Origin of the sequence: Gordonia sp. LUNF6 (assembly GCF_047041125.1) — a bacterium.
Lineage (GTDB): Bacteria > Actinomycetota > Actinomycetes > Mycobacteriales > Mycobacteriaceae > Gordonia > Gordonia sihwensis.
This window is the reverse complement of the sequence record NZ_CP178181.1, coordinates 3,680,882-3,703,038: the sequence shown is the minus strand read 5'-3', so window position 1 is coordinate 3,703,038 and position 22,157 is coordinate 3,680,882. Positions and strand designations below refer to the sequence as shown.

The window sequence follows — 22,157 nt, the reverse complement described above, 5'->3', positions numbered from 1 at the left end:
CGATGCCGTTGGTTGAACACGATGAGCGAGACGCCCGTTCCTTCCTGGTGTTCTGGCTCTGTCGATTGATCGTCAAAACGCTCATGCGCATCATTCCGGCGACGCCCTCCACCCTCCGCCGGCTGGCGGTCCTCGATCAGTGGGCGGCGCGGAACGCCCGCCCGATCCGAGGCGTCGTCGTGACGCCGGAGACGATCGCCGAGGTTCGCGTCGAGCGCATCACGCCGGACGGGATCGAGGATTCGCGGATCGCCGTGCTGTACACGCACGGCGGCGCGTTCCTGGCGGGCGGCCTCGACACCCACCGGCCGATCGCCGCCGCGATCGCGCGGGCGGTCGGAGCGCCGGTGGTCAACGTCGCCTACCGGCAGTGCCCCGAAGTCGGCGTGGGCACGTCGGTGCGCGACGGCTATGCGGTGTACCGCGAACTGCGGCGGTCGGGCGAGTTCGACGCCGTGGTGGTCGCGGGCGACTCGGCGGGCGGCTACATCGCGGCCAAGATCGTCGAGTACGCCGCGCGGGACGGCCTCGCCTGCCCCGACGCGTACGTCGGGCTGTCGCCGCTGCTCAACCTCTCGCCGGGCGCCGATCGGACGAGCCGTCACGACGCGATGCTGCCGATCAAGAAGATCGAGAAGCTGCGACAGTTCTACGACCAGGGCCCGGAGGTGCTGGACGGCGAGCTGAACGTGACGCTCGACGCGGTGGCGCGGCTGTTCCCGCCCGCGATCGTCGTCTGCGGTCGCGGCGAGGCGCTGCAGAAGGACGCGATGGACCTGTGCGCCGCCCTCGACCGCGCCGGGGTGACCAACGAACTCCACCTGTACGCCGGTCAGATCCACGCCTTCCCCGCCGCGGTCCCCGGTTCGGCGCAGACCAGGGACGCTGTGGCCAGGGTGGCGGAGTTCGTCCGGCGAGCAGTGGGCGCCGGGCGGGAACGCGCCGACATCGCCTGAGCCGTGCCGCCGACGGCCGGGGTGATTGCCAACCACCGGTTGCTCGGCGACGATGAACGGGTGGACCTCCCGGTGAACCCGCCCGTGCAACCGATGCTGGCCAAGGCGGTCACCGCCGTGCCCGACCAACCCGGCGGCGAGCCGGTGTGGTCGTACGAACCCAAGTGGGACGGCTTCCGGGCCTTGATCTTCCGGGACGGGGACGAGGTCGTGATGTCCTCGCGGGGCGGCAAGGATCTGGCCCGCTATTTTCCGGAGCTGGTCGACGCGGCGCATGCGGTGCTTCCCGAGCGGGTGGTCCTCGACGGCGAGGTCGCCGTCGCCCGGCCCATCGGCGGGGTGAACCGGCTCGACTGGGATTCGCTCTCGCAACGCATCCACCCCGCGGCGTCGCGCGTGGCGAGACTGGCGGAGGAGACACCGGCCGTGTTCATCGGCTTCGACGCCCTGGCCACCGACTCGATGGACCTGACGGCGGAGCGATTCGAGGTCCGGCGCAGCGCGCTGCTGGACGCCGCTGCCGAATCCGGAGACGACCGCATCCAGGTCAGCCGCGTCACCCGGGACTCGGCGGTCGCGACCGACTGGTTCACCGCGTTCGAGGGCGCCGGGCTCGACGGCGTCGTGGGCAAGCGGCTCGACGGCGTCTACGTCCCCGGGAAACGGGAGATGGTCAAGGTCAAGCACAAGCGCACCGCCGACTGCGTGGTGATCGGGTATCGCATTCACAAGTCGGGCACCGGACTCGGGTCGATGCTGCTCGGGCTGTACGCCGAGGGGGAACTGCGGATGGTCGGCGGTTCCAGTGCGTTCTCCGACAAGAAGCGGATCGAACTGCAGGAGATGCTCGAGCCGATGCGGCTCGATCCGGATCGCGTCGCACAAGGCGAGGTGAGCCGCTGGCGCGCGGCGGGCAGCGGCGAGTGGATTCCGATCCGGCCGGAGCTGGTGGCCGAGTTCGCCTACGACCAGATGGAGAATCAGCGATTCCGGCACACGGTGAAGTTCCTCCGGTGGCGCCCCGACCGGGAGCCGGAGAGCTGTGGCTACGACCAGCTCGACGTGCCCCTGACCTACGACGTCTTCGACGTTCTCGTGACCGGAGGACAGTGACATGCCGAAACCGAAGCCGGTCCTGCTCGACGTCGACGGGATCGAGGTGAAGCTGAGCAACCCCGACAAGATCTACTTCCCCGAACTGGGCGAGCACGGCGGTCGCAAGGCCGATCTCGTCGAGTACTACCGGAGCGTGGCGCTCGCCGGACCGCTGCTGAGCGCGATCGGCGGGCGCCCGACCTTCCTGCAGCGCTTCCCGGACGGCGTGGACGGTGAGCAGATCTATCAGAAGCACCTGCCGAAGCATCACCCCGATCATGTGCAGTCCACGCGAATCGTGTTCCCGTCCAAGCGGACCGGCGACGCCTTCTGCCCCCGGATCCCGGCCGACGTCGTATGGGCCGCCAACCTCGGGACTGTCACATTCCACACCTGGCCGACGATGGCGCCCGACAACGACCATCCCGATCAGCTTCGGATCGACCTCGATCCGCCGGACGGCAAGGGTTTCGACGACGTCCGCCGGGTGGCGCTCGATCTGGTCAGACCGTTGCTCGACGATCTCGGGATGACCGGGTACGTGAAGACCTCGGGCAGTCGCGGGGTGCACGTCTTCGTACCGATCCGCCCGGAGTGGGATTTCATCGCCACGCGGCGCGCGGTGATCGCGTTCGGTCGCGAACTGGAACGGCGCGACCCCGCCGCCGTGACCCTGTCGTGGTGGAAGGAGGAGCGCGGCGACCGCATCTTCATCGACTACAACCAGAACGCGCGCGACCGGTCGATGGCCTCGCCCTACTCGGTGCGCAAGTCCGCGCGCGCCCGCGTCTCCGCACCGGTGACGTGGGAGGAGTTGGTCGACGTCGATCCCGATGATCTCACCGTCGCCACCGTCCCGGCTCTGGTGGAGCGGCGCGGCGATCCGTGGTCGGGCATCGACGAGCACCCCTCGGGGCTCGAGCGCCTGCTCGAGATGGTCGAGCGCGACGAGGCGAACGGTCTCGGCGACGTGGTCTACCCGCCGAACTACCCGAAGATGCCGGGCGAACCGCCGCGCGTCCAGCCGAGCAAGAAGGTCGCCGAGCATTGGGATGAGGCGGGGAACCGGGTGGAGTGACCGGCAGTCGGAGCAGCGCTCACGCGAACTCCTCGGCCCTGCGCTTCAGCAGGGCGCGCGGCGAGTATCCGGTCAGTTCGGTGAACTCCCGTGACATGTGGGCCTGGTCGGCGTAACCGCACGATGCGGCCACGTCCACGGCCCGGCGCCCGGACTCCAGCCGTGCGCGGGCGGTCTCGAATCGGGTGAGGCGGGCCGCCTGTTTGGGGCCGATGCCGAACTCTGCGTTGAACATCGCGGTGAGGTGCCGCGCCGACCAGCCCGACGATTCGACCAGTTCGGAGACGGTGACATCACCGCGGCGGCGGGCGATCACCTCCCAGACCGACAATGCGTCCGACCGCGGTGTGTCCTCGGAGACCGTCTCGGCGAGCATCGCGGCGCACACCGCGCCCCGCTCGCCTGCCGGAGTCTGCGCGAGTCGTTCGTGAAGTCGGCGGGCGAACGCGGTGTCGATCTGTGACAGTTCCACCATCTGCCCGGCCAGCTCGCCGGCGGGCATCCCGAGCAGTGCGCGTACCGCCTCCGGCGAGAGGTCGAGCTGCACGCCGCGTTGGACGCCGTTGTGGTGGATCGTGACCGGTCGCAGGTGGATCCCGGCGATACAGCACCGGAAGGTGGTGGTGACCGGGCTGTCGCCGGAACTGAGGACGAGGCCGTCGGCGAGGTCGACGACCAGGGTGGCGCTGGTGCCGGGCAGCCCCAGGTGCTCGCCTGGAGCGCTGCCCGTCACGTCGTAGGGGACGATCCCGACGCCGGTCAGCCCGCGTAGGTTCCGAAGCTCCATGTGTTCCCCTCCGGGTCGGCGACGGAGAACCCTCGTGATCCATAGTCCTCCTCCGCCATGTCGCGGACCAGTCGCGCACCGATCGCCGTCGCCTTCGCGTACACGGCGTCGGGGTCGGTGACGACCACGTAGAGGGAGGCCGATCCGACCGGAGTGGAGAACGTCGTGTCCTTCTTGCACGCGGAGTGGACCATGACCCGTCCTCCGTCGGGCCAGAGCATCTCCGAATGCAGGACCTCGCCGTCGCCGTCGCCCTCCACGAGGATTCCGGGTTCGAAGCCGATGGATTCGAGCCATTCGCGCAGTGCGACGGGGTCGTCGGAGGTGATGCCTGCCCAGATGTTGGTGTCTTTTCTCTCGTTCATGTCTCCAGTGTCGGCCCGTGCGTCGCCGTGTTCTTGAAGAAATCGGCACGCGGTGCAGTCTCGGTCGCGGGACTTAAGCCCCATTCGACCGGAAGTGGACATAGGTTAGGCTCGGCTCATGAACAAGCTCCTTCGGGTGGCCGTGCTGTTCGCCGCCGGCCTGACGGCACTGTCGCTGACCGCATTCTGCGTAGGGACTGCCGACGCCAAGACGTGGAAGCCCGCCATCGAGGTGTTCCTCGCCGACGGGGTCACCCCGGCCGGCGCGACGCGACTGCACCCCGGCGATCAGGTGGTCGTCAAGGGCACCGGCTTCGATCCGCGCGCCAACACCTCCGGTCTTCCGGTTCCGGTCCCGCCGGGCGTGCCGCACGGGACGTTCGTGACCTTCGGTGCGTTCGCGCCGGATTGGCGGCCGTCGCAGGGAGCTCCCGAATCGTCGCGGACCACCGTCCGAGCCCAGACCAAGTGGGTGCTCTCGCGCGACGCGCTCGACCGGGTGCCCGACGTTCCGTTCGACATGCGCCGCACCGTCCGGCAGCAGTGGGTGCCGCTGAGCCGCAGCGGCGAGTTCACCGCCCGCATCACGCTGGCCACGCCGAAGACCTCGCCGGCCGGCGGCCGCTGGGGCATCTACACCTTCGGTGCTGCGGACGCGGTGAACGCGGCCCAGGAGCTGTCGGTGCCGCTCGACTATTCGACGCAGCCGGGCCCGAACACGCCTCAGCCCGCACCGAAGAACCTGGTGTGGGCGTATTCGCCGAGCTTCGCGCAGACCGTCCGCGGCACCACCTCGGGTGCGCTGTCGGGGAGCGGCGGCGCGGGGGTGGACGACGCGGGAGCGATGTCGTTCGCGCTCGCCGAGAACACGGTCCGCAACGGGCGGGGAGAACTGCGGTACCGCGGAACCGTCGTCGCGTCCACGAAGTTCCACCTGCTCGAGATCGCGCTCGCCGATCCGATCATCCGCGTCGACGGCACCCGCGCGGTGCTGAGCATGCGCACGTCCACCACCGACATGAACGGCGACGACGTTCTGCGGCGCGTCGATGTCGCCGATCTGACGCTCACGCGGTCGCAGGTGGAGCGGCTCTCGCGCGGTGAGGACGTCACGGCGATCGCCGCCGCTTTCCGCTCGGGGATCACTCCCGTCTCCCTCGCCGTGCTGTCGCTGGGGCAGGCGTCGCCGGTGACCGTGCGGTTCTGACGGCGGATCGGCGGCCTCGACACCGCTCGCGGATCGCCGAGCCCAAGTAAGCTCGCCGTGTGAGCGCCGAACCGGGCGACCGCCCGTCCCCGAACGACCCGTCGTGGGCCGCAGCACAGGTCCATCCGGGCGTTCGCGCGGCCGCCGCGTGGACCTGGCGTCTGTTGATCCTCGCCGCGGGGCTGTACGCGCTCGGCAAGCTCTTCCTCTTCGCACAGGAGGTCTTCGTCCCGGTCGCCGTCGCGATCCTGCTCTCGGCGCTCCTCGTACCGTTGGTGGGATGGCTTGAGCGGCACCGGATCCCGCGATCAGTGGGGGTTCTCACCGCGGTGGTCGCGACCTTCGCGATCATCGCCGCCGGACTCACCTTCGTCGTTCAGCAGCTGATCGTGGGCATCCCCCGGATGTCGGGCGACATCGCCGATTCCATCTCCAAGACCCGCAACTGGCTCGAGACCGGGCCGCTGCACATGGACTCGGAGAACCTGCGCAACGTCAGCAACGACATGATCGACTGGCTCAAGGCTCACGAGGCCAGCATCGCGACCGGAGCCCTCGACACCGCAACCGTCGCCACCAAACTGGTGACGGCCGCACTGCTGACGGTGTTCCTGCTGATCTTCTTCCTGTACGACGGCCACCGCATCTGGGAGTTCGTGACGAGGATCGTGCCGTCGGCGCACCGGGAGCACGTGCGCGGGGCGGGCGACGCCGGCTACCGGACGCTGCAGTCGTACGTCCGCGCGACGGTGCTGGTGGCGTTCATCGACGCCGTGTTCATCGGCATCGGCCTGGCGATCCTGCGGGTGCCGATGGTGATGCCGTTGATGGCGCTGATCTTCCTCGGCGCGTTCATCGCGATCGTCGGATCGGTCGCCGCGGGATCGCTCGCGGTCCTCGTCGCGCTGGCCACGCACGGCTGGTTCACCGCGGTGCTGGTGGTGGTCGTGCTGATCGTCGTGATGCAGGTGGAAGGGCATGTGCTGCAGCCCTTCCTGCTCGGGCGTTCGGTGAAGCTGCACCCCGTGGCGGTGATCCTGGTGATCGCGATCGGCCTGATGGTCGCGGGAATCGTCGGCGGCCTGCTCGCCGTCCCGCTGCTGGCCTTCGCGAACACCGCGGTGAGTTTCCGGCCCCAGGAGGGCCTCGATCAGGACTGGCTCCTGGAGGAGCCCGTCGACGTCTCCGGAGGGGAGAATCCATGAGCTACACGGTCGCAGACCTCATCGTCGACACCATCGCGGCAGCCGGGGTGCGACGGATCTACGGCATCCCGGGTGACTCGCTGAACGGCTTCACCGACGTCCTGCGGACGTCGAAGGACGTGACATGGACGCATGTGCGTCACGAAGAGGGGGCCGCTTTCGCGGCGGCGGGTGAGGCCGCGATCACCGGCGGGCTCGCAGTGTGCGCCGGCAGCTGCGGTCCGGGAAACCTCCATCTCGTCAACGGCCTGTACGACGCGCATCGGTCGCGGGTGCCCGTACTGGCGATCGCGGCGCAGATCCCGGCGGGCAATGTGGGGACGCGGTACTTCCAGGAGACTCATCCCGAGCAGATCTTCGCCGAATGCAGTTCTTTCTGCGAGACGCTGAGCACCGTCGACCAGCTGCCCTACCTTCTCGACATCGCCGTCCGGACGGCGGTGGAGGAGCGCGGCGTGTCGGTCCTGGTGATTCCGGGCGAACTGTTCCTGAAGAAGATCGACAGGCCGGACCGTGTGTCCCGGATTCGGGCGGCGGGCACCGTGATGCGCCCGGACGACGAGTCGCTGCAGCTCGCCGGCGTCCGGCTCAACGAGTCCGAGCGCGTGACCATTCTCGCCGGCGCGGGAGTGGCGGGTGCCCACGACGAGCTCGTGGCGCTGGCCGAGGCGTTGCGGGCGCCGATCGTGCATGCGCTGCGCGGCAAGGAGTTCGTGGAGTACGACAATCCCTACGACGTCGGCATGACCGGCTTGCTCGGCTTCTCGTCGGGTTACCGCGCCATCGAGCACTGCGACACGCTGTTGATGATCGGCACCGACTTCCCGTACTCCCAGTTCCTGCCGTCGAAGGCGTACACGATTCAGCGCGACGTCCGCGGCAGCCAGATCGGTCGGCGCTGCCGTGTGGATCTCCCGCTCATCGGATCCGCGGCCGACACACTGCCCCTGCTGACAGCGCTCATCTCCGGCGGCCGCAGCGACGAGCACTTGACCACGGCACTCGACCACTATGCGCGCACTCGCGCCGGGCTCGACGAACTGGCGACGTCGTCCGCCGACGGCGATCCGATCCATCCGCAGTACCTGACGAAGCTGCTGTCGGAGATGGCCGCCGACGACGCCGTCTTCGTCCCGGACGTCGGGTCGCCGGTGGTCTGGGCGGCCCGCTACCTGAAGATGAACGGCCGGCGTCGTCTCATCGGATCGTTCAACCACGGATCGATGGCCAACGCGCTGTCGCAGAGTGTGGGAGTCTCGGCGGTCGACCCCGCGCGTCAGGTGATCGCGATGGCCGGTGACGGCGGACTGGCGATGCTCCTCGGCGAGCTGTTGACGCTGGTCCAGAATTCGCTGCCGGTCAAGGTGGTCGTCTTCGACAATTCGTCGCTCAACTTCGTGGAGCTGGAGATGAAGGCGGCGGGCTTCGTCACGTTCGGCACCGATCTGGAGAATCCGGACTTCGCCGCGCTGGCCGAGTCGGTGGGGATCTGGGGCCGCCGCGTCACCGATGCCTCGGCCCTGCCCGCCGCGGTGCGCGACTTCCTGGCGCACGACGGCCCCGCCGTCCTCGACGTCACCACCGCGCGGCAGGAGCTGTCGATTCCGCCAGCGATCTCCGCCGCTCAGGCGAAGGGCTTCGCACTGTACGCGCTGCGGACCGTGATGTCTGGCCGCGGCGACGAACTGGTCGACCTCGCCGAGACGAACCTGCTCAAGCGGCTCTTCTGAGCTAGCGCCAGAATCTTGTCGAGTTGAGTACCTGAGAGGGTGCCGACTCGACAGGATTCTGCGCGCGAAATTCAAGTGGTCCCCTGCCCGGAAACGGGCAGGGGACCACATCTGCGGAGGATAGGGGATTCGAACCCCTGAGGGCTGTTTAAGGTTCACCGCACTATCGGGTGAGATTGACTGTGATTCAAACGTGTCATAAAACGCCACTACCAGTGGATACGTGCATCACGGGGGTCATGATCGACAGCGAAAGATCAGATTCAATTCCTGGGATATTCCTGGGATCTATCCGCCGGGGCCAGCACTTCCAGCACCTCCGAAGAGTCCGCCGTCGGACGCTCCTTGGGCTTAGCGACATAGTGCCGAGCAGTCACCTCAGTACCCGCATGCCCCAGCTGCGCCGCTGCATCCTCCAGTGACATCTCCCGCTCCACGAGCGTCGCCACAGTCCGCCGGAACGTATGCGGCGTCACCCACTCCCATTCCGTGCCGCGCGCTGCACGAAGCTGCGTCGCGAGGTTCTTCGGAGCTCGGAGAGTTCCAGTCGACGACGGGAAGATCACGTCATAGTCGTTCGGCACAGCGTGCACTTTCCTCCGCAGCAGCATGTCCACAGCGAACCTCGGCAGCGTCACCGAGAACCGGTCCTTCGCCTTCCGATGCTCCTGACGGGTCAGTCCGCCGCCAGCCTTCTTCCCTCCGGGGATGCGGACGATAGTGCCGCCGATCGTCGCCGTCGGCTTCTCAGCCTCGAGGTCGACGTCCTGCCAGCGCAAGGCAAGTACTTCACCGATGCGGGCGCCGGTCGCAAGTTGCATGTCGACGATGTCGAGCAGGTCCTGGGTGCGCGGCGGGCCGGATCGTTTGCGACCACCGCGGCGCTCGCGTGCTTCGATGTCCTCCGGTGTCGACTCAGTCATCCACAAGAGCACGCGCTGGCGGTATGCCTTCAGCTGGTCGGTGGTGATCTCCTGGGCGTCCTCGCGCTTGGATGGTCCGACAGTGAGTTCGCGGGCTGGGTTCTCACCTTCGTAGGCGTCATGTCTGATCGCGATGGTGAACATCGCGCGGAGCGTGCGGCGCAGGTTCGCGGCCTTTGCGGGGCGATCGCCGGCCTCCGTTTCGATGAACCATTCGAGGGTTCCTGGCGTGACATCACCGATGCGGAGTTCGCCCAGACTCTTCTTGATGGTGTCGCGGTATCCGCGGTAGTCGGGGATCGTCTGAGGCGACAGTTTGCCTTCGTTCTCTTTCTGCTGCATCCACTTGTCGGCCAGCACCGACAGTGGTGTCGTCGGCGTGATGGTCGCGGCTGCGGCGCCGGGCCTCGGGCGGCCGGCCGCCACTGCTCGTTCGGCTGCTCGGGCCTTGACTGCGTCGGTTGCCGCGCCTTTGGACGGGCCGTCGGCTTGCACTGATCGGATCTTCCCGTCGCGGCATCGGACTTCGCAACGTGCGCGGTACTTCTTCGGGGCGAGCTGGGTGACCTTGATCTGTCCGTGCTCGCCGACCTCGAGGCGCCGGCGCCCCATCAGGCTGCCCGCCGTTCGAGTTCGTCTTCGATCCACCGCCGTTCGGCTGGCGTGAGGTCGGCGACGCGTGCTTTGAGCATGGGGACATCGATCCACAGTTCGTCGGCGATTTCGCCGATGTGCTGGGACCAGCAGAGGACATCGAGGAGCTGGTCGAGGGTGACGAGGCGGCGCGCGGCGATGCGTTCGACGGTGGCTTCCTCGCGAGCGTGCAGAACCGGGTCGACGGGGACGAGGCAGCCGCGTTCGATGTGGCCCATCTCGTGGGACAGTGTCGAGCGCCGCTCGTCGCTGAGCGCACCGGCGCTGATCTCTATGCGGTTCCCGCAGCTTTGGCCGCGCACCCCCGGCGGGAGGTTGTCGACGAACACGATCTCGAGGTCCTTGATTCGGGATGCCTCCCGCCACGGGTGGTAGCGCATGATGATCTCCTTCGGGCAGCACGGCTGGTGAGACCGTGCCCGGGTCGTAGTCGGGGCTAGCTGGCGCGACGGTCCTGGTCGTGTAAGTCCTGTCGCGTCAGCGGGTGAGGCTGGTACTGGCCGTACTCGGCGCCGGGGCGGCCGGCGAGCCATGCCTGATTCTCGGCGTCTGCGCGCGCGGCGATTGCTGCGCGAGCGTCCTGTCTCGCCTGCCACCATTCGCCGACCGCCTGGAAGAGCCAGAAGATCGCGACGGCCATGTACGCGTAGGCCAACCAGGTCAGCCACAGCATCCAGAAGATCCAGGCGATCGACCAGTGCAGTCGAGGTGCGCGCCGCGGCAAGGGTGCCGGCCACTTTACGTTCGGCATCGGGTTACCCGCGCTGTTCGCGCTGAAGAGCGTTCTGCTCGGCCAGCAGGCGGTTCTGTTCCGCGATGAGCTTGTTCTGCTTCTTCGCCGCCTTGGCGGCTTTGCCCGTGTTGCTGGCCGCTCGTTCCTTGTCGGAGCGGAAGTCGACGGCACCGAGCGTGCTGATGGACATGAGCTTGCGGGTGATTCCCATGGTGTTCTCCTTGGTCGGGTGATCTGAGGTACAGCGGATCGTATCGGTCGTATCCGACAGCTTTGCGGTTATGCGCCGAACTCTGGGCCTTCTGGGTCCGGCTGCTCACCGCGGCGGGAGGACTCTCGGTTGATGTGCTCCGACTGCGACATCCCATCGATCTTGCGCGCGGCCCAGCGTTCCTGGTCGGTTGGCGGGGTGCCTGTGAGCCCCGCGCGTTCGGCTCGAGCCAGCTTCAGTTCGAGCGACGCGACTGTGTCGTCTGTGCCAATCGTGATTGCCGGCGCAGGCTTGTTAGTGCGCTCGGCAAGGAGCGCGGCGAGCTGAGGCGTGGTCAGCCTTCGGTCGACCAGTTCCGCGAACAGTTTCTCCTCGTCGGCGGTCGCGAGGAGTTCGCCGTCGGAGTCGACGTAGTCCATGGCCTCGTTGATGGTTACGAACTTCATCTCGACAAGTGCTTCGACGGGATTCACTTCGACTGCCCGGCAGATCGTGATGACGTCGTCGGCGGTCAGCCCGTCGGTGAGCCGCTTGTGTGCAGTCTTTCGACTGACTCCGAGGATGCGCGCGATGTCTGCGACGTAGATCCGTCGACCTGCGAGGGCTCCAAGTAGCTCCTGCTGTTCGTCCATGCCCAACAACTGTAGTGGGTAATTTTCTACACATCAAGTGTGTACCTACCTGGCCATATCTCACACCGTTGTGATCCGAGGTGTGTCGTTTCCTTGCCAATGGTCTGAGTAGTGTTTAGATTCGGTGACACCAACTCACCGAAGGAGGCAACAGTGGGAACCTTCCTACTCAGTCTCGATGAGATCGCGCGGGTCAAGAAGGCGCATCGCATCGAGCACACCACCGAACTCGCGGAGCGGACGAACGTCTCCCGGAAGACGTGGACGACCGCTCTCAAGACGCGGCGCGCAACCCCGGACATTCTCGCCGCACTGGCGAACCTTGGAGCTCGACCGGACAAGGTGCTGATCCTCGACGATGCGCCGATCCAGGCGGTGTCGGCATGAGCACCGATCTGGCGCTCGACTTGTCCGATGCTGACCAATCCTACGGCGCGACCGCCGTCATCGAACGATCCAACCCCATCATCTGGCCCGATACGGAGGCACCATGACCGACAATCTGATCGCTGCGCGACTGCGGATCGCTGCAGCCCGCGAGGAGTACCTCGCCGAGCACCCCCTCGATCCGCACGAGAACGCGTTGCTGGGTCACGACCTCGACGGGATGCCTGCAGGGTTCCTCACGATGCCGAACCTCGGCGACATGCAGATCGTGGCCGCGAAGCTCGGCACCGAGTACCTCGCGATCTGCCACGACGAAGACTCGGTCGAGGAGTGGATCAACCTCGTCCTCAAGCTCGCGCAGTCGCCCGAACTCGCCGGGATCATGTTCGCCAATGTCCTTCGAGGCATGAACCTGCTCATCGGGTCGATCCTCGAACGAGCTGGCCTCACCGACGCGATGACGGGGATCGCTGTGGAGGGATGGACCAAGGACTTCTCCGACTTCAAGGAGCAGTCATGACCGGTCTCGCCCTTGTTCCCGAGCCGACACCCGAACCGGCACCGATCGACCCGAACACCCTGATGTCGCCGGACGATCTCGCCGCGCGGCTCAACGTGAGCCGCGGCCAGATCATCCAGATGCGGTACCGCGGCCAACTGCCGCCCGCCATCAAGATCGGCCGCTACGTCCGCTGGGACCCCGCCGACATCGAAACCTGGATCAACAGTCTCAAGGAGAAGGCATGAGCATGCAGAACCTTGACCAGTCGGCCGACGGTGAAGTCCTCGACACTCACGTCGACGACATGCCCGTCCGGTGCCATCACGTCTCAGTGATGTCCGGCATGCAAGCGCGATGCGAACGGATCGACGGGCACCGCGGCCCGCACCGGGTGACCGCGACGTGGATGGGAGGCGAGTTCCTGTGATCGACGCCGATGAACTCCTCGCCCGCGTCCGAGCGCGCCGCGCCGAAGACGGCGACGACATCCCCGCCCCCCGCGCCGACCAGGCACGCCTCCTGGCCGACCTCATCAGCGGGACCCGGAACTAGTTCGGCCGGGCAGCTATGCGGCCCGGGGCACCACCCCCGAGCCAGCTACCCGGCCTGGGCCCGAAGGAGATCGTGCCCTTGACCACCGATCGTAGCCGCTCACCACGGCAATCACCGAAGGAGAACCCTCACATGTCCAACACGAACCTCGTGAATCTGATCGCGCTCGCCGACTCCGCGGCGAAACACGCGTCCGGGTCCCTCGCCTCGTCCGTGTCTGTCGACGTCGAAGTCACGCCCGGGACGGTACTGCCGCGCGTCGTCGCGACCTTACTGGACCTCGACGCATTCCCGCCGCGCGGGGAGTTCGGCGACCGGATCCGGATCACTCACAGCGGCTCATACGCGTTGCTTCGGATCACCGGCGATGTCGGCGACGACGTCGAGCAGCTGCTGCACGAAGCGATCGACATCCTCACCGAGCAGCCGCTGGTCGAGACGGCGGTGACACTGTGATCGCGCAGGCGATGCTGTTCACGCTCGGCGTCGCTGCCCTGTGGTCGCTGATGCCCGATCGGCCGGCGCCGCGGTTCACGGTCGACCCGGATCAGATGCCGGTCGGCCCGATCATCCGGAACGGGGTCCCGCTGTGAGCATCATCGAAATCGACCTTGACCACCCGAGGTTGCGGACGGTCTTGAAGTCCGCGAATCCGGGGGAGTCGGACCCGTCGTGGGAGTTGACCGCTCGCACCGTGATGGGCAACGTCCTCGACTTCAACAGCTCGGACACCAAACCTGGCCTCGTCACGCTGCTCTGTGACCTGCTCGGTCAGCCGGAACTCGTGACCCGGATTGACCTGATCGTGTGGGTGCCGTCGTGACCGGTCACCGACTGCTGCCGTGCCGGTGCGCTGCGGGCCTTCACAGCGCGGGCAGACATGAGGGGTTCTGCCCGCGCTCCCAAGGCCGCTCGTGGTGCGAGGACTGCGGCCGCGAGCACTGTGCTTGCCGCCCCGTCGACGTCCTGATTCCCGCTGACCGTCCCGATCCATGGGAGGAGAAACTCTGATGACTACCACCGTTTTCAAGCCCAGCACCGACTGGAACCCGTACGAGCTTCACGCGACGCTGCTGCCGACGCCGGCCGACGAGATCGCCTGGCTGATGCAGCGACGCGAAGGCGTTGGCGCCAGCGAGTGCGCCGCGATCCTCGGGATGGGGAAGTGGACCGGACAGACACAGTACGGAGTCTGGCTCGACAAGACCGGTCAGATCCCGCTGTCGACGGCGATGACCGAGCAGATGGAACTCGGCCACATCCTCGAGCCCGTCATCCGCGATACCGCGGCAGCGCGCCTCGGGTTCGACGTCATGACGATCGGCGGCCTCGCTTCGCGGGAACGTCCGTGGCAGCGCGCGTCACTCGACTCGGTGGTGATCACCCCGGACGATGGTCCGATCCCGATGGAGGTCAAGAACACCTCGCAGTACCTCGCTTCCGACTGGTCTGACGACCAGGTCCCGGACGCCGCGGAACTGCAGGTTCAGCATCAGCTCGCCGTGTGCGGCGCACCGTATGGCTACGTCGCCGGCATGATCGGCGGATCGCGCATCGTGACGCGTCGCGTCGACCGTGACCAGGAACTGATCGACCACATCATCCGCGAGGAGGAAGCGTTCTGGACGCATGTGGTCGACGGTACGACTCCGCCGGTCACGTCGCGGGAGTCGCTGTCGGACATCATCACGGCCGCGGGCACTCCTGACGTCGACGAGCTGGTCCTCGATCCGGCGGCAGCGGGCGAGGTCCGCCGTTGGGTCGCAGCGTACGAGCAGGCGCGCGCCGAGGAGAAGGCCGCGGTCGCGAAGAAGGACGAGGCTCGCAACAACCTCCTCGTTCTCGCGCAGGGGCATTCGACGTTGCTCGAGCAGACCGGCGACGTCCTCCACGCGGTTCTCAAGGTGCAGCGGGGTGTGTTCTCCAAGAAGCGGTTCCGGGAGGAAGAGCCTGACCTGGCACCGCTTTTCGAGAAGAAGGTGATCGACGTCGACACCGCCGCGCTCAAGGCGGAGGATCCCGATCTCTTCGCACGATTCCAGTCCCGCTCAATCCGCATCCCGAAAGGAGCGTGACCCATGCTCACCATGACCGATTTGTTCTGCGGCGCCGGCGGATCCTCGACGGGCGCGATCCAGGTGCCCGGTGTGTCGGTACGCGTGGCGTCGAATCACTGGGACCTCGCGGTCCAGACGCACAACGAGAATCATCAGGACGCCGACCACATCTGTGCTGACATCTCGCAGATCGACCCTCGGCTGTTCCCGACCTCGGACGTTCTCTGGGCTTCGCCCGAGTGCACCAACCACAGTGTCGCGAAAGGTCGCAAGCGCGCAGGTAACCAGCCGGACTTGTTCGGCGAGGTCCTTCCGGACGCCGCAGCTGAACGATCAAGGGCGACGATGTGGGACGTTCCTCGGTTTGCTGAACACCACCAGTACAGGGCGATCATCGTTGAGAACGTGGTCGACGCCGCCCGGTGGGTGATGTTTGACGCCTGGCTGATGGCGATGCACTCGCTCGGCTACCGCCACCAGATCGTGTGGATGAACTCGATGCACGCGAACTACGTTGGCGCGGGTGCCGCGCAGTCCCGTGACCGCATGTACGTCGTGTTCACGCTCGAGGGCAACCCAGTCCCGAAGCTGAACCGTCTGTGCCGACCGCTCGCGGTCTGCGACACCTGCGGCCCGGTCAAGGCGATGCAGTCATGGAAGAAGCCGGACCGGCCAGCCTGGGGACGCTACCGCGCCCAGTACGTCTATCGCTGCCCGAACGTCACGTGCAGGAACGCGATCGTCGAGCCGATCGTCAGGCCTGCGGCCGACATCATCGACTGGACGCTCGAGGGGCAGCGGATCGGGGACCGACCGCTCAAGGAGTTTTGGGCCGACAAGAAGAAGACCAAGTCGCTCGGATTCCATCCGTTGGCGCCGAAAACTCTCGCGCGGATCCAAGCCGGGATCGACCGCTACTGGCGGCCGCTGATCGTCGAGGCCGCGGGCAACACCTACGACAGTGCCGACCCGAAGCACCCGAACCACGGGCAGAGCGGCGCGTACATGCGAGCATGGCCGATCGACGAACCGCTCCGCACTGTCCACACGACAGCGTCGAAGGGGCTCGTTGTCCCGGTCGAAGGGCGCGTCGGTAAGACCGCCACGTCGACAGCCGACCCGCTGCGCACCATGACCACCCGCAACGAGACAGGGATCGCGGTCCCGTGCGGCGGCACATGGCGAGAGACCGCGAGCTCGCTCGCTGACCCGCTCCCGACCAGAACGACCGTCGAGACCGACGGCATCGCGTTCACCAAGACGCCGCCGTTCATCGCCGAGCTGCGCGGCGGCGGATCGGACGCACGATCGACCACCGACCCGCTGTCCACCGTAACCGCGAGCGGCAACCACCACGCCCTGCTCATGCGGAACAACAGCACAAAGGGGAGCGGTGCGGAGCATGTCACTCCGGTTGCCGAGCCCGCGCGGACGATGACGACGGCCGGCCACCAGTCCCTACTCGCCGCACCCGCTCCAACGATCGACATCAACGACGTCCTGTTCCGGATGCTCGAGCCGACCGAGATCATCCGCGCGATGGACTTCCCCGACACATACACAGTCCTGGGGAACCGCCGCGAGAAGGTCCGGATGGCGGGCAACGCAGTCACTCCCTGCGCCGCACGGGATCTCCTCGCCGTCGTTGCTGAATCGCTGGGGGTGGTGGCGTGATGGCGGCCCCGATCGACGAAATGCTTGTCGACCGGATCGCCGAAGGCACCCGCCGCGGCGAATCGGCCGAACTGATCGCACAACGCATCGGTGTCAGCGCCCGCACCGTCGTCCGCTGGCGAAAGCGCCTCGGCATCGGAAAGAAGCGATCGGCGCTACTCACCGACGAACAGATCACCGTCGCCCGCACGCTTCTCGAGTCCGGAGTGTCGTACCGGATCGCGGCGCAACACATTGGCTGCAACGCCGACCACCTCCGCGTCCGCATCCCGGGGCGCGGACGCGCCGAGGCGGGTGCCGGATGATCCAGACCCGCACGCTCCCGATCGCATCGACTGTCTGCTCGATCTGCGGTGCGATCTACCCCGCCCGTGACGTGCACACCTGCACGTACGAAACCCCCGAAGGAGAAGGAGAACCCATGCCCATCGAACACCCCGACAAGGTGCCCGTCGACCAGCCGTACGTCACCCCCGGCGACCGCAACCGCCACCAGGACGTCCGTCTCGGCTGCCTGCGACTCGCAGCCGAAACCGGCATGCCCGTCACCGACATCAAGACCACCGCCGAACAGTGGGCCACCTGGGTCCTCGGCGGCAACCAGAAGGAGAACTAACCGATGGCCTCGAACCTCAAACAGCGTGCGATGGCACCCGCCCAGCAGGGACAGCCGACGCTCACCCAACTCATCGACCAGATGAAGCCTGAGATCGCACGGGCCCTCCCGAAGCACATGAACCCCGACCGCATGGCCCGCATCGCCACCACCGTTCTGCGGCAGACGCCGGCCCTCGCACGCTGCACCCCCGAGTCGTTCCTCGGTGCCCTGATGACCGCCTCCCAGCTCGGCCTTGAACCCGGGCCCCTCGGCGAGGCGTACCTCGTCCCGTACGGCCGCGACGTCACGTTCATTCCCGGCTACAGAGGGCTGGTCAAGCTGGCTTGGCAGTCCGGGAAACTCGCATCGTTCAACGCTCACATCGTGTACGAGAACGACCAGTTCGACTACGAGTACGGACTCGCACCCACCCTGTCGCACAAGCCGGCGATGAAGGACCGCGGCCAGCCGGTCGCTGCGTACGCCGCGGCCGTGTTCAAGGACGGAGGCAACGTCTTCGAAGTCATGTCGGTCGACGACATCGAGGCAATCCGCCGCCGCTCCAAGGCATCGAACAACGGCCCGTGGAAGACCGACTGGGCAGCCATGGCCCGCAAGACCGTCACCAAGCAGCTCGCGAAGTGGATGCCCCTCTCACCCGAGTTCGCCGATGCCGTCGTCCGTGACGGCACCGTCCGCACCGATCACGGCGATCTCGTCGACGTTGCACCCTCGTACATCGAAGGTGACACCGACGATCCCGCGCCGGCCGAAGTCGAGGCCGCGTCCGAGCCGCAGATGGATCGGGAATCGCTCGAGGCCGCGGTCCTCGCCGCGTTGGCGGACGCCGGCGTCACCGACATCGCCGCCTACCTGTCCAAGCAGTTCGGCGACAAGCTCGAAGCCCTCGCAGACCTCAACGACGAGGAACTCCTCAACACCCTCAACGCGCTGCAGGCGCAGAAGGAGCAGTAGACCATGGCCAAGGTCACCAAGCACAACGGCGAAGGCGGCACCAGCAGTGGCCTGTTCTTCCACCAGTACTCCGGGAAACCGATCGATCAGTACGAGTGGCCGAACAGCGACGGCGACCCCCGCGCGAACATCGGCGACGTCTTCGTCCTCACCGTCCGCGCCGAAGTCGTAAAGGTCGTCGAAGACGAGGTCAAGGACGGCCGCCGTCAGACGATCGGGTTCAAGGTCATCGACTCGCAGCTCGGGAAGATGGTCGCCAAGGCCGACGGCAACGACCCGAACCAGACGTCGATCGACGACATGGGCGAGGGGAGCAGCGACGACTACGGCGACTACAGTCCGCCGCAGTTCGACGCTGACCAGCCGACCATCGACGACCCCGAAGGCGACGGCCCGAACCACAATCAGCCGTTCAAGGTCGTCTGACATGGCGGCCGTCGCGATCCGGATCTGCCCGGTCTGCCTCTGCCATGTGCGCGTCAGTCGCACGGTGTGGACCCACCTCGATACCGCGGGAACGAGATGCCCGATGTCCGGGCAGTTGTCCGTCGAGGAAGCAGCTTGATGGAGGCGCGCCGGGGAGACTGTCGGAATGTCTCCTCGGCGCGCCGAACAACAGTAACGGTGTAACAGTTACTGGCTGATACGGGCAGGAAAGTGAATAGGAAAAGTGACAACAAACCGAAAGGGCAGCACCATGGCGAACTACACGCGCCTCTACCCGTGGACGCTCCGGCACCCCGCCGTCCGCAGCCTCACATTCCGAGCGCGCATCGCCTACGTGGAACTCCTCGCCGACACCGGAAGTGACCCCGACCGCGTCGACGCGAACACGCTCGCCCACCTGACCCGCAAGGATCACCGAGAAACCCTCATCGAAGCCGGTCTGATCCGAGCCAACGGCGACGGGACCTACGCCGTCATCCAGCCCAGCGATCCCCTCGCAGCCCTGGGGAGCGCGTAGATGAGAGCCACCGGAAAGGACCACGCGCGCGTCAACCTCGCACTCTGGGGCGACGACGACTTCCTCGACCTCAGAGTGGACGAACAACTCCTCTACCTGTCCCTGTGGACCAGCCCCGGGCTGTCATACTGCGGCGCCGGAGACTGGCACCCAGGCCGTATCGCCAACCTCGCAGCCGACTGGACACGCGACCGCGTCGAGCATGCCGCGGCCGGACTGTCCCGCAACCTGTTCCTCATCATCGACACCGACACCGACGAATACCTCCTGCGGTCATGGATCAAGCACGACGGCCTCTGGAAGACCCCGAACATGGCCGTCAGCCTCGCGAACGCTCGCGCGGAACTGTCCTCTCGAATGCTGCGAGGAGTAATCGTCCACGAGGTTCGCCGCGTCCGTGATGCGCACCCCGAATCGACGTCGTGGCAGCGCGAAGCAGTCATGTCGATGCTCGACCAGCGAGCAGTCGATCCCGCGGAACTCGAACCGTTCAACCCCCCGTCCAACCCCGTCGCTAACCCCTCGCCTAACCCTTGGGGTCAACCCATAGGGTCAACCCCCGACGCAACGGTTAACCCCAACCCCACGGCTAACCCCGGCCCTACTCCTGCTCCTTCTCCGGCTACTACCTCCATTTCTCCAACTCCACGCGAAATCGTTTACGAGGAACCTCACCTCGCGCACGCGGAGCGCGCGCCAGCGCGACGCGAATCCCGAGCCGAAACCCGCCTCCGCGAACTCAACCGGACCGCACGATCCGCCGACGCCGACGCCGTCGCCCGCCAGTTCAACCAATGGGCCGGTGGAGGCGTCGCATCACAGACCCTCGTCGAGGTCGCGATCGAAGTCGACCGGCTCATCACCGACGGCATCCACCCCATCCAAATCGCGCAAGGCATCAAAGCCTGGCACCACTCCGACCGGCTCTACCCGTCGCAGATCCCGCACTTCGTGTCCAAGGCCGCCCGCCCCGCCGAACGCGAAGCTCAACCGACTAAAGCCACCCAGAAAGCCATGGACACCCACGCCTGCGCCGAGCAGATCATCGCCGAAATGCAGAAAGAAACCGCATGAACCCCGAACCCGAAGTCACCGAACACACCATCCGCGCCGTCGCCGCCGCCATCAGCCGCGCCGAAATCCACGACGACCGCATGACCAGCGACGCCAACCGCATCCGCGTCTGGGCAGACACCTGCGCCAAACACGGCATCGACGACACCCAACTCGCATGCCAAGCAGTCGACGCCCACTACGAGCAACGAGACCCCGACACCCTCCGCGTAGGAACATTCATCGCCAACTACCGCCGCATCCGCGCCCTCGCAGGCGAGATCGACAAAGGCGAACAGATCGCAGCCGCAGAAATCGCCCCACCCGACCCACAACTCGCCGGACTCCCCATCGGCAGCGCAGACGGCAAACCGATCTGGACCGCATACGAGCACGCCCACAACGCGATCGCGCACCCATGCACCACCTGCGGAGCCGCACCCGAAGAATCCTGCACCAACCCCGTCAACGGCAAAGCCCGGAAGATCCCCTGCATCGCCCGCGTCATCACCGGACGGAAAGCCCAGGACAACGCATGAACACCATCCGCATCACCGGCCTCGACCTCAGCCTCACCAGCAGCGGCATCGCCCACATCACCATCGACCGACCACCAACATTCGACCCAAAAACGCAGGTAACCACACACACCATTACCTCGACCGGACGCCGCGACGACACCCTCCCCCAACGCGTCGCCCGCATCCGGAAACTCCGCAACGCGATCGTCGACCAAGCCCGCCACTCCCAACTCGTCGTGATCGAGGCGCCGGCGTACTCACGGAACGTCGGCAGCGTGTGGGACCGCGCCGGCCTGTGGCATTCGGTCGTTGGTGCCCTCGACCACCTCGGCGTGCCGTACGTCGACGTGATCCCGCAGCGCGTGAAGCAACTGGCGGCAGGGAAGGGCAACGCGGACAAGGCGGCCGTCGCGGCCGGAATGGCGCGGCTATGGGGCGAGCAGCTGCAGGCCCGCGACAACAACCAGTTCGACGCGGCGGCACTTGCCACTCTCGGTGCGATTCATGTGGCGCGGCGGCAGCTTCCCGTCAGGGTGTTGGAGCGGCACTTGGAGGTGGTGTCGGCGATCGCGTGGCCGTCGGTCGAGTTGCGGCATGGGTTCCGACCGGCTGGCGGCAACGGAGCGCGACTTTCAGGCGCTCCCGGCAGGTCGGTGCCCGCCGGGTGATTCCGGCCGTTCCTGCGGACACTCAGGCCGATGAAAGAACAGTGACGATAGCAACTGTTACTGTCGAACCACACCGAAGGAGAACCACCACATGCCCACCTGGATCAACCTCATCGCCGCACTCACCTCAGGCCTCGGATGGGGATACCTGCTCACCACCACCGCCATGCGCCGCGGCTGGCTACCCACACCGCCGCGCGCCCCGTCGAACGCAACCCGCTGCCACGGCTGCGGAGGACACCACGGCACCGGCACCGACGCCGACCGGACCGTCGACATGCTCGCCGACATCGGACAGACCGCACTCATCGCCGCCGGCTTCACCCCCGGCATGGCCCCGGGGGCAGCAGCATTCTTCGCCCCTGACCGCGGCGGTGTGGTGCGGCAGGTCATCGTGCATCCCGACGCGTTCCCGGACGTGGCGGTGCTCGCGGACGCGATGTCGGCGGCAGCGAAGGACCTCCGCGACGAGCAGGGCCAGATCAACCACGACACCCACCAACTCCGCCAGAACGGGGCAGGGCAGTGACCACAGATGCCGATTCCCGCGTGAGCGAAAACGCTACAGCGGACGAAACCGCCTCTCCCGGCACCGACCCCCAGCCGATCCCCAATACGGCGATCCGCTGC

At 66.8% G+C, this 22,157-nt stretch carries 32 protein-coding genes; 25 read left to right on the top strand and 7 right to left on the bottom strand.

Annotated elements, in window-relative coordinates; translation table 11 throughout:
* The first annotated feature begins 2 nt into the window (after positions 1-2).
* The 3 genes from ACK8HH_RS17415 to ACK8HH_RS17405 are packed head-to-tail and all read left to right on the top strand — an operon-like array spanning position 3 to position 3,129.
* Positions 3-956 carry an alpha/beta hydrolase gene (locus ACK8HH_RS17415; RefSeq protein WP_045539243.1) on the top strand — a complete coding sequence of 318 codons (954 nt, stop codon included), beginning with the start codon at positions 3-5 and terminating at the stop codon, positions 954-956.
* A 60-nt stretch (positions 957-1,016) separates the two neighbouring features.
* Positions 1,017-2,069, top strand: a complete 1,053-nt coding sequence (locus ACK8HH_RS17410; RefSeq protein WP_006897418.1) for an ATP-dependent DNA ligase — start codon at positions 1,017-1,019, stop codon at positions 2,067-2,069.
* 1 nt (position 2,070) lies between these two features.
* Positions 2,071-3,129, top strand: a complete 1,059-nt coding sequence (locus ACK8HH_RS17405) for a DNA polymerase domain-containing protein (protein WP_412475409.1) — start codon at positions 2,071-2,073, stop codon at positions 3,127-3,129.
* 19 nt (positions 3,130-3,148) lie between these two features.
* Here ACK8HH_RS17405 and ACK8HH_RS17400 read toward each other — a convergent pair whose 3' ends face one another.
* Positions 3,149-3,916 (bottom strand): helix-turn-helix domain-containing protein, encoded by a 768-nt coding sequence (locus tag ACK8HH_RS17400; RefSeq protein ID WP_045539232.1) that lies wholly within the window; start codon positions 3,914-3,916, stop codon positions 3,149-3,151.
* Positions 3,889-4,281 (bottom strand): VOC family protein, encoded by a 393-nt coding sequence (locus ACK8HH_RS17395; RefSeq protein ID WP_006897415.1) that lies wholly within the window; start codon positions 4,279-4,281, stop codon positions 3,889-3,891. The genes ACK8HH_RS17400 and ACK8HH_RS17395 overlap by 28 nt, the downstream gene beginning before the upstream one ends.
* Positions 4,282-4,399: 118 nt before the next feature.
* Here ACK8HH_RS17395 and ACK8HH_RS17390 point away from each other — a divergent pair, with 118 nt between their 5' ends.
* From ACK8HH_RS17390 to poxB, 3 genes are read left to right on the top strand one after another with little or no spacing between them, the layout of a single operon-like run.
* The gene (locus ACK8HH_RS17390; protein WP_278125368.1) at positions 4,400-5,488 is read left to right on the top strand and encodes an HtaA domain-containing protein; all 1,089 of its coding nucleotides are present in this window, start codon (positions 4,400-4,402) and stop codon (positions 5,486-5,488) included.
* A 59-nt stretch (positions 5,489-5,547) separates the two neighbouring features.
* Entirely contained in the window at positions 5,548-6,693 is a 1,146-nt protein-coding gene (locus ACK8HH_RS17385; protein WP_278125366.1) for an AI-2E family transporter, read from the top strand.
* Positions 6,690-8,423 (top strand): ubiquinone-dependent pyruvate dehydrogenase, encoded by a 1,734-nt coding sequence (gene poxB / locus ACK8HH_RS17380; protein ID WP_412475408.1) that lies wholly within the window; start codon positions 6,690-6,692, stop codon positions 8,421-8,423. The genes ACK8HH_RS17385 and poxB overlap by 4 nt, the downstream gene beginning before the upstream one ends.
* A 263-nt stretch (positions 8,424-8,686) precedes the next feature.
* On the opposite strand, the gene ACK8HH_RS17375 is transcribed toward poxB, so the two are convergent.
* The 5 genes from ACK8HH_RS17375 to ACK8HH_RS17355 all read right to left on the bottom strand — a co-directional run bounded on the left by ACK8HH_RS17375 (position 8,687) and on the right by ACK8HH_RS17355 (position 11,576).
* Positions 8,687-9,958, bottom strand: coding sequence for a tyrosine-type recombinase/integrase (locus ACK8HH_RS17375; protein WP_412475407.1), 1,272 nt, complete (start codon positions 9,956-9,958; stop codon positions 8,687-8,689).
* Positions 9,958-10,380: a hypothetical protein gene (locus tag ACK8HH_RS17370; protein ID WP_412475406.1), complete on the bottom strand. Its 423-nt coding sequence runs from the start codon at positions 10,378-10,380 to the stop codon at positions 9,958-9,960. The genes ACK8HH_RS17375 and ACK8HH_RS17370 overlap by 1 nt, the downstream gene beginning before the upstream one ends.
* A gap of 56 nt (positions 10,381-10,436) precedes the next feature.
* Complete coding sequence (locus ACK8HH_RS17365; RefSeq protein WP_412475405.1) at positions 10,437-10,751, bottom strand: hypothetical protein; 315 nt, start codon at positions 10,749-10,751, stop codon at positions 10,437-10,439.
* Positions 10,752-10,755: 4 nt separating this feature from the next.
* Complete coding sequence (locus ACK8HH_RS17360; protein ID WP_412475404.1) at positions 10,756-10,944, bottom strand: hypothetical protein; 189 nt, start codon at positions 10,942-10,944, stop codon at positions 10,756-10,758.
* Between the two features lie 68 nt (positions 10,945-11,012).
* On the bottom strand, positions 11,013-11,576 hold the full coding sequence (locus ACK8HH_RS17355) for a hypothetical protein (protein WP_412475403.1): 564 nt from the start codon (positions 11,574-11,576) through the stop codon (positions 11,013-11,015).
* A gap of 153 nt (positions 11,577-11,729) precedes the next feature.
* On the opposite strand from ACK8HH_RS17355, the gene ACK8HH_RS17350 reads away from it, so the two are divergent.
* From ACK8HH_RS17350 to ACK8HH_RS17260, 19 genes are all read left to right on the top strand, one after another.
* Entirely contained in the window at positions 11,730-11,963 is a 234-nt protein-coding gene (locus ACK8HH_RS17350; RefSeq protein ID WP_412475402.1) for an XRE family transcriptional regulator, read from the top strand.
* Positions 11,964-12,066: 103 nt separating this feature from the next.
* Positions 12,067-12,483 carry a hypothetical protein gene (locus ACK8HH_RS17345; protein WP_412475401.1) on the top strand — a complete coding sequence of 139 codons (417 nt, stop codon included), beginning with the start codon at positions 12,067-12,069 and terminating at the stop codon, positions 12,481-12,483.
* Complete coding sequence (locus ACK8HH_RS17340; protein ID WP_412475400.1) at positions 12,480-12,710, top strand: helix-turn-helix transcriptional regulator; 231 nt, start codon at positions 12,480-12,482, stop codon at positions 12,708-12,710. Before ACK8HH_RS17345 ends, ACK8HH_RS17340 begins: the two co-directional genes overlap by 4 nt.
* Positions 12,707-12,892 (top strand): hypothetical protein, encoded by a 186-nt coding sequence (locus tag ACK8HH_RS17335; protein WP_412475399.1) that lies wholly within the window; start codon positions 12,707-12,709, stop codon positions 12,890-12,892. The genes ACK8HH_RS17340 and ACK8HH_RS17335 overlap by 4 nt, the downstream gene beginning before the upstream one ends.
* On the top strand, positions 12,889-13,017 hold the full coding sequence (locus ACK8HH_RS17330) for a hypothetical protein (RefSeq protein WP_412475398.1): 129 nt from the start codon (positions 12,889-12,891) through the stop codon (positions 13,015-13,017). The genes ACK8HH_RS17335 and ACK8HH_RS17330 overlap by 4 nt, the downstream gene beginning before the upstream one ends.
* Before the next feature lie 132 nt (positions 13,018-13,149).
* Positions 13,150-13,473: a hypothetical protein gene (locus tag ACK8HH_RS17325; protein ID WP_062367323.1), complete on the top strand. Its 324-nt coding sequence runs from the start codon at positions 13,150-13,152 to the stop codon at positions 13,471-13,473.
* On the top strand, positions 13,470-13,610 hold the full coding sequence (locus tag ACK8HH_RS17320; protein WP_156479432.1) for a hypothetical protein: 141 nt from the start codon (positions 13,470-13,472) through the stop codon (positions 13,608-13,610). Before ACK8HH_RS17325 ends, ACK8HH_RS17320 begins: the two co-directional genes overlap by 4 nt.
* Complete coding sequence (locus tag ACK8HH_RS17315; protein ID WP_062367326.1) at positions 13,607-13,840, top strand: hypothetical protein; 234 nt, start codon at positions 13,607-13,609, stop codon at positions 13,838-13,840. The genes ACK8HH_RS17320 and ACK8HH_RS17315 overlap by 4 nt, the downstream gene beginning before the upstream one ends.
* 187 nt (positions 13,841-14,027) lie before the next feature.
* Positions 14,028-15,092: a YqaJ viral recombinase family protein gene (locus ACK8HH_RS17310; RefSeq protein WP_062367329.1), complete on the top strand. Its 1,065-nt coding sequence runs from the start codon at positions 14,028-14,030 to the stop codon at positions 15,090-15,092.
* A gap of 3 nt (positions 15,093-15,095) precedes the next feature.
* Positions 15,096-16,748: a DNA cytosine methyltransferase gene (locus ACK8HH_RS17305; protein ID WP_412475397.1), complete on the top strand. Its 1,653-nt coding sequence runs from the start codon at positions 15,096-15,098 to the stop codon at positions 16,746-16,748.
* Complete coding sequence (locus ACK8HH_RS17300; RefSeq protein ID WP_062367333.1) at positions 16,748-17,053, top strand: hypothetical protein; 306 nt, start codon at positions 16,748-16,750, stop codon at positions 17,051-17,053. The genes ACK8HH_RS17305 and ACK8HH_RS17300 overlap by 1 nt, the downstream gene beginning before the upstream one ends.
* A gap of 116 nt (positions 17,054-17,169) precedes the next feature.
* Positions 17,170-17,364, top strand: a complete 195-nt coding sequence (locus ACK8HH_RS17295; protein ID WP_156479433.1) for a hypothetical protein — start codon at positions 17,170-17,172, stop codon at positions 17,362-17,364.
* Between the two features lie 3 nt (positions 17,365-17,367).
* Entirely contained in the window at positions 17,368-18,321 is a 954-nt protein-coding gene (locus ACK8HH_RS17290) for a recombinase RecT (protein WP_082781288.1), read from the top strand.
* Between the two features lie 3 nt (positions 18,322-18,324).
* Entirely contained in the window at positions 18,325-18,747 is a 423-nt protein-coding gene (locus ACK8HH_RS17285) for a hypothetical protein (protein ID WP_062367340.1), read from the top strand.
* 271 nt (positions 18,748-19,018) lie between these two features.
* Positions 19,019-19,285: a hypothetical protein gene (locus ACK8HH_RS17280; RefSeq protein ID WP_062367342.1), complete on the top strand. Its 267-nt coding sequence runs from the start codon at positions 19,019-19,021 to the stop codon at positions 19,283-19,285.
* Positions 19,286-20,359 carry a hypothetical protein gene (locus ACK8HH_RS17275; RefSeq protein WP_062367344.1) on the top strand — a complete coding sequence of 358 codons (1,074 nt, stop codon included), beginning with the start codon at positions 19,286-19,288 and terminating at the stop codon, positions 20,357-20,359.
* Positions 20,356-20,877 carry a hypothetical protein gene (locus tag ACK8HH_RS17270; RefSeq protein WP_062367346.1) on the top strand — a complete coding sequence of 174 codons (522 nt, stop codon included), beginning with the start codon at positions 20,356-20,358 and terminating at the stop codon, positions 20,875-20,877. The genes ACK8HH_RS17275 and ACK8HH_RS17270 overlap by 4 nt, the downstream gene beginning before the upstream one ends.
* Positions 20,874-21,527: a hypothetical protein gene (locus tag ACK8HH_RS17265; RefSeq protein ID WP_062367348.1), complete on the top strand. Its 654-nt coding sequence runs from the start codon at positions 20,874-20,876 to the stop codon at positions 21,525-21,527. The genes ACK8HH_RS17270 and ACK8HH_RS17265 overlap by 4 nt, the downstream gene beginning before the upstream one ends.
* A gap of 91 nt (positions 21,528-21,618) precedes the next feature.
* Positions 21,619-22,056, top strand: a complete 438-nt coding sequence (locus ACK8HH_RS17260) for a hypothetical protein (RefSeq protein WP_412475396.1) — start codon at positions 21,619-21,621, stop codon at positions 22,054-22,056.
* Positions 22,057-22,157 lie beyond the last annotated feature (101 nt).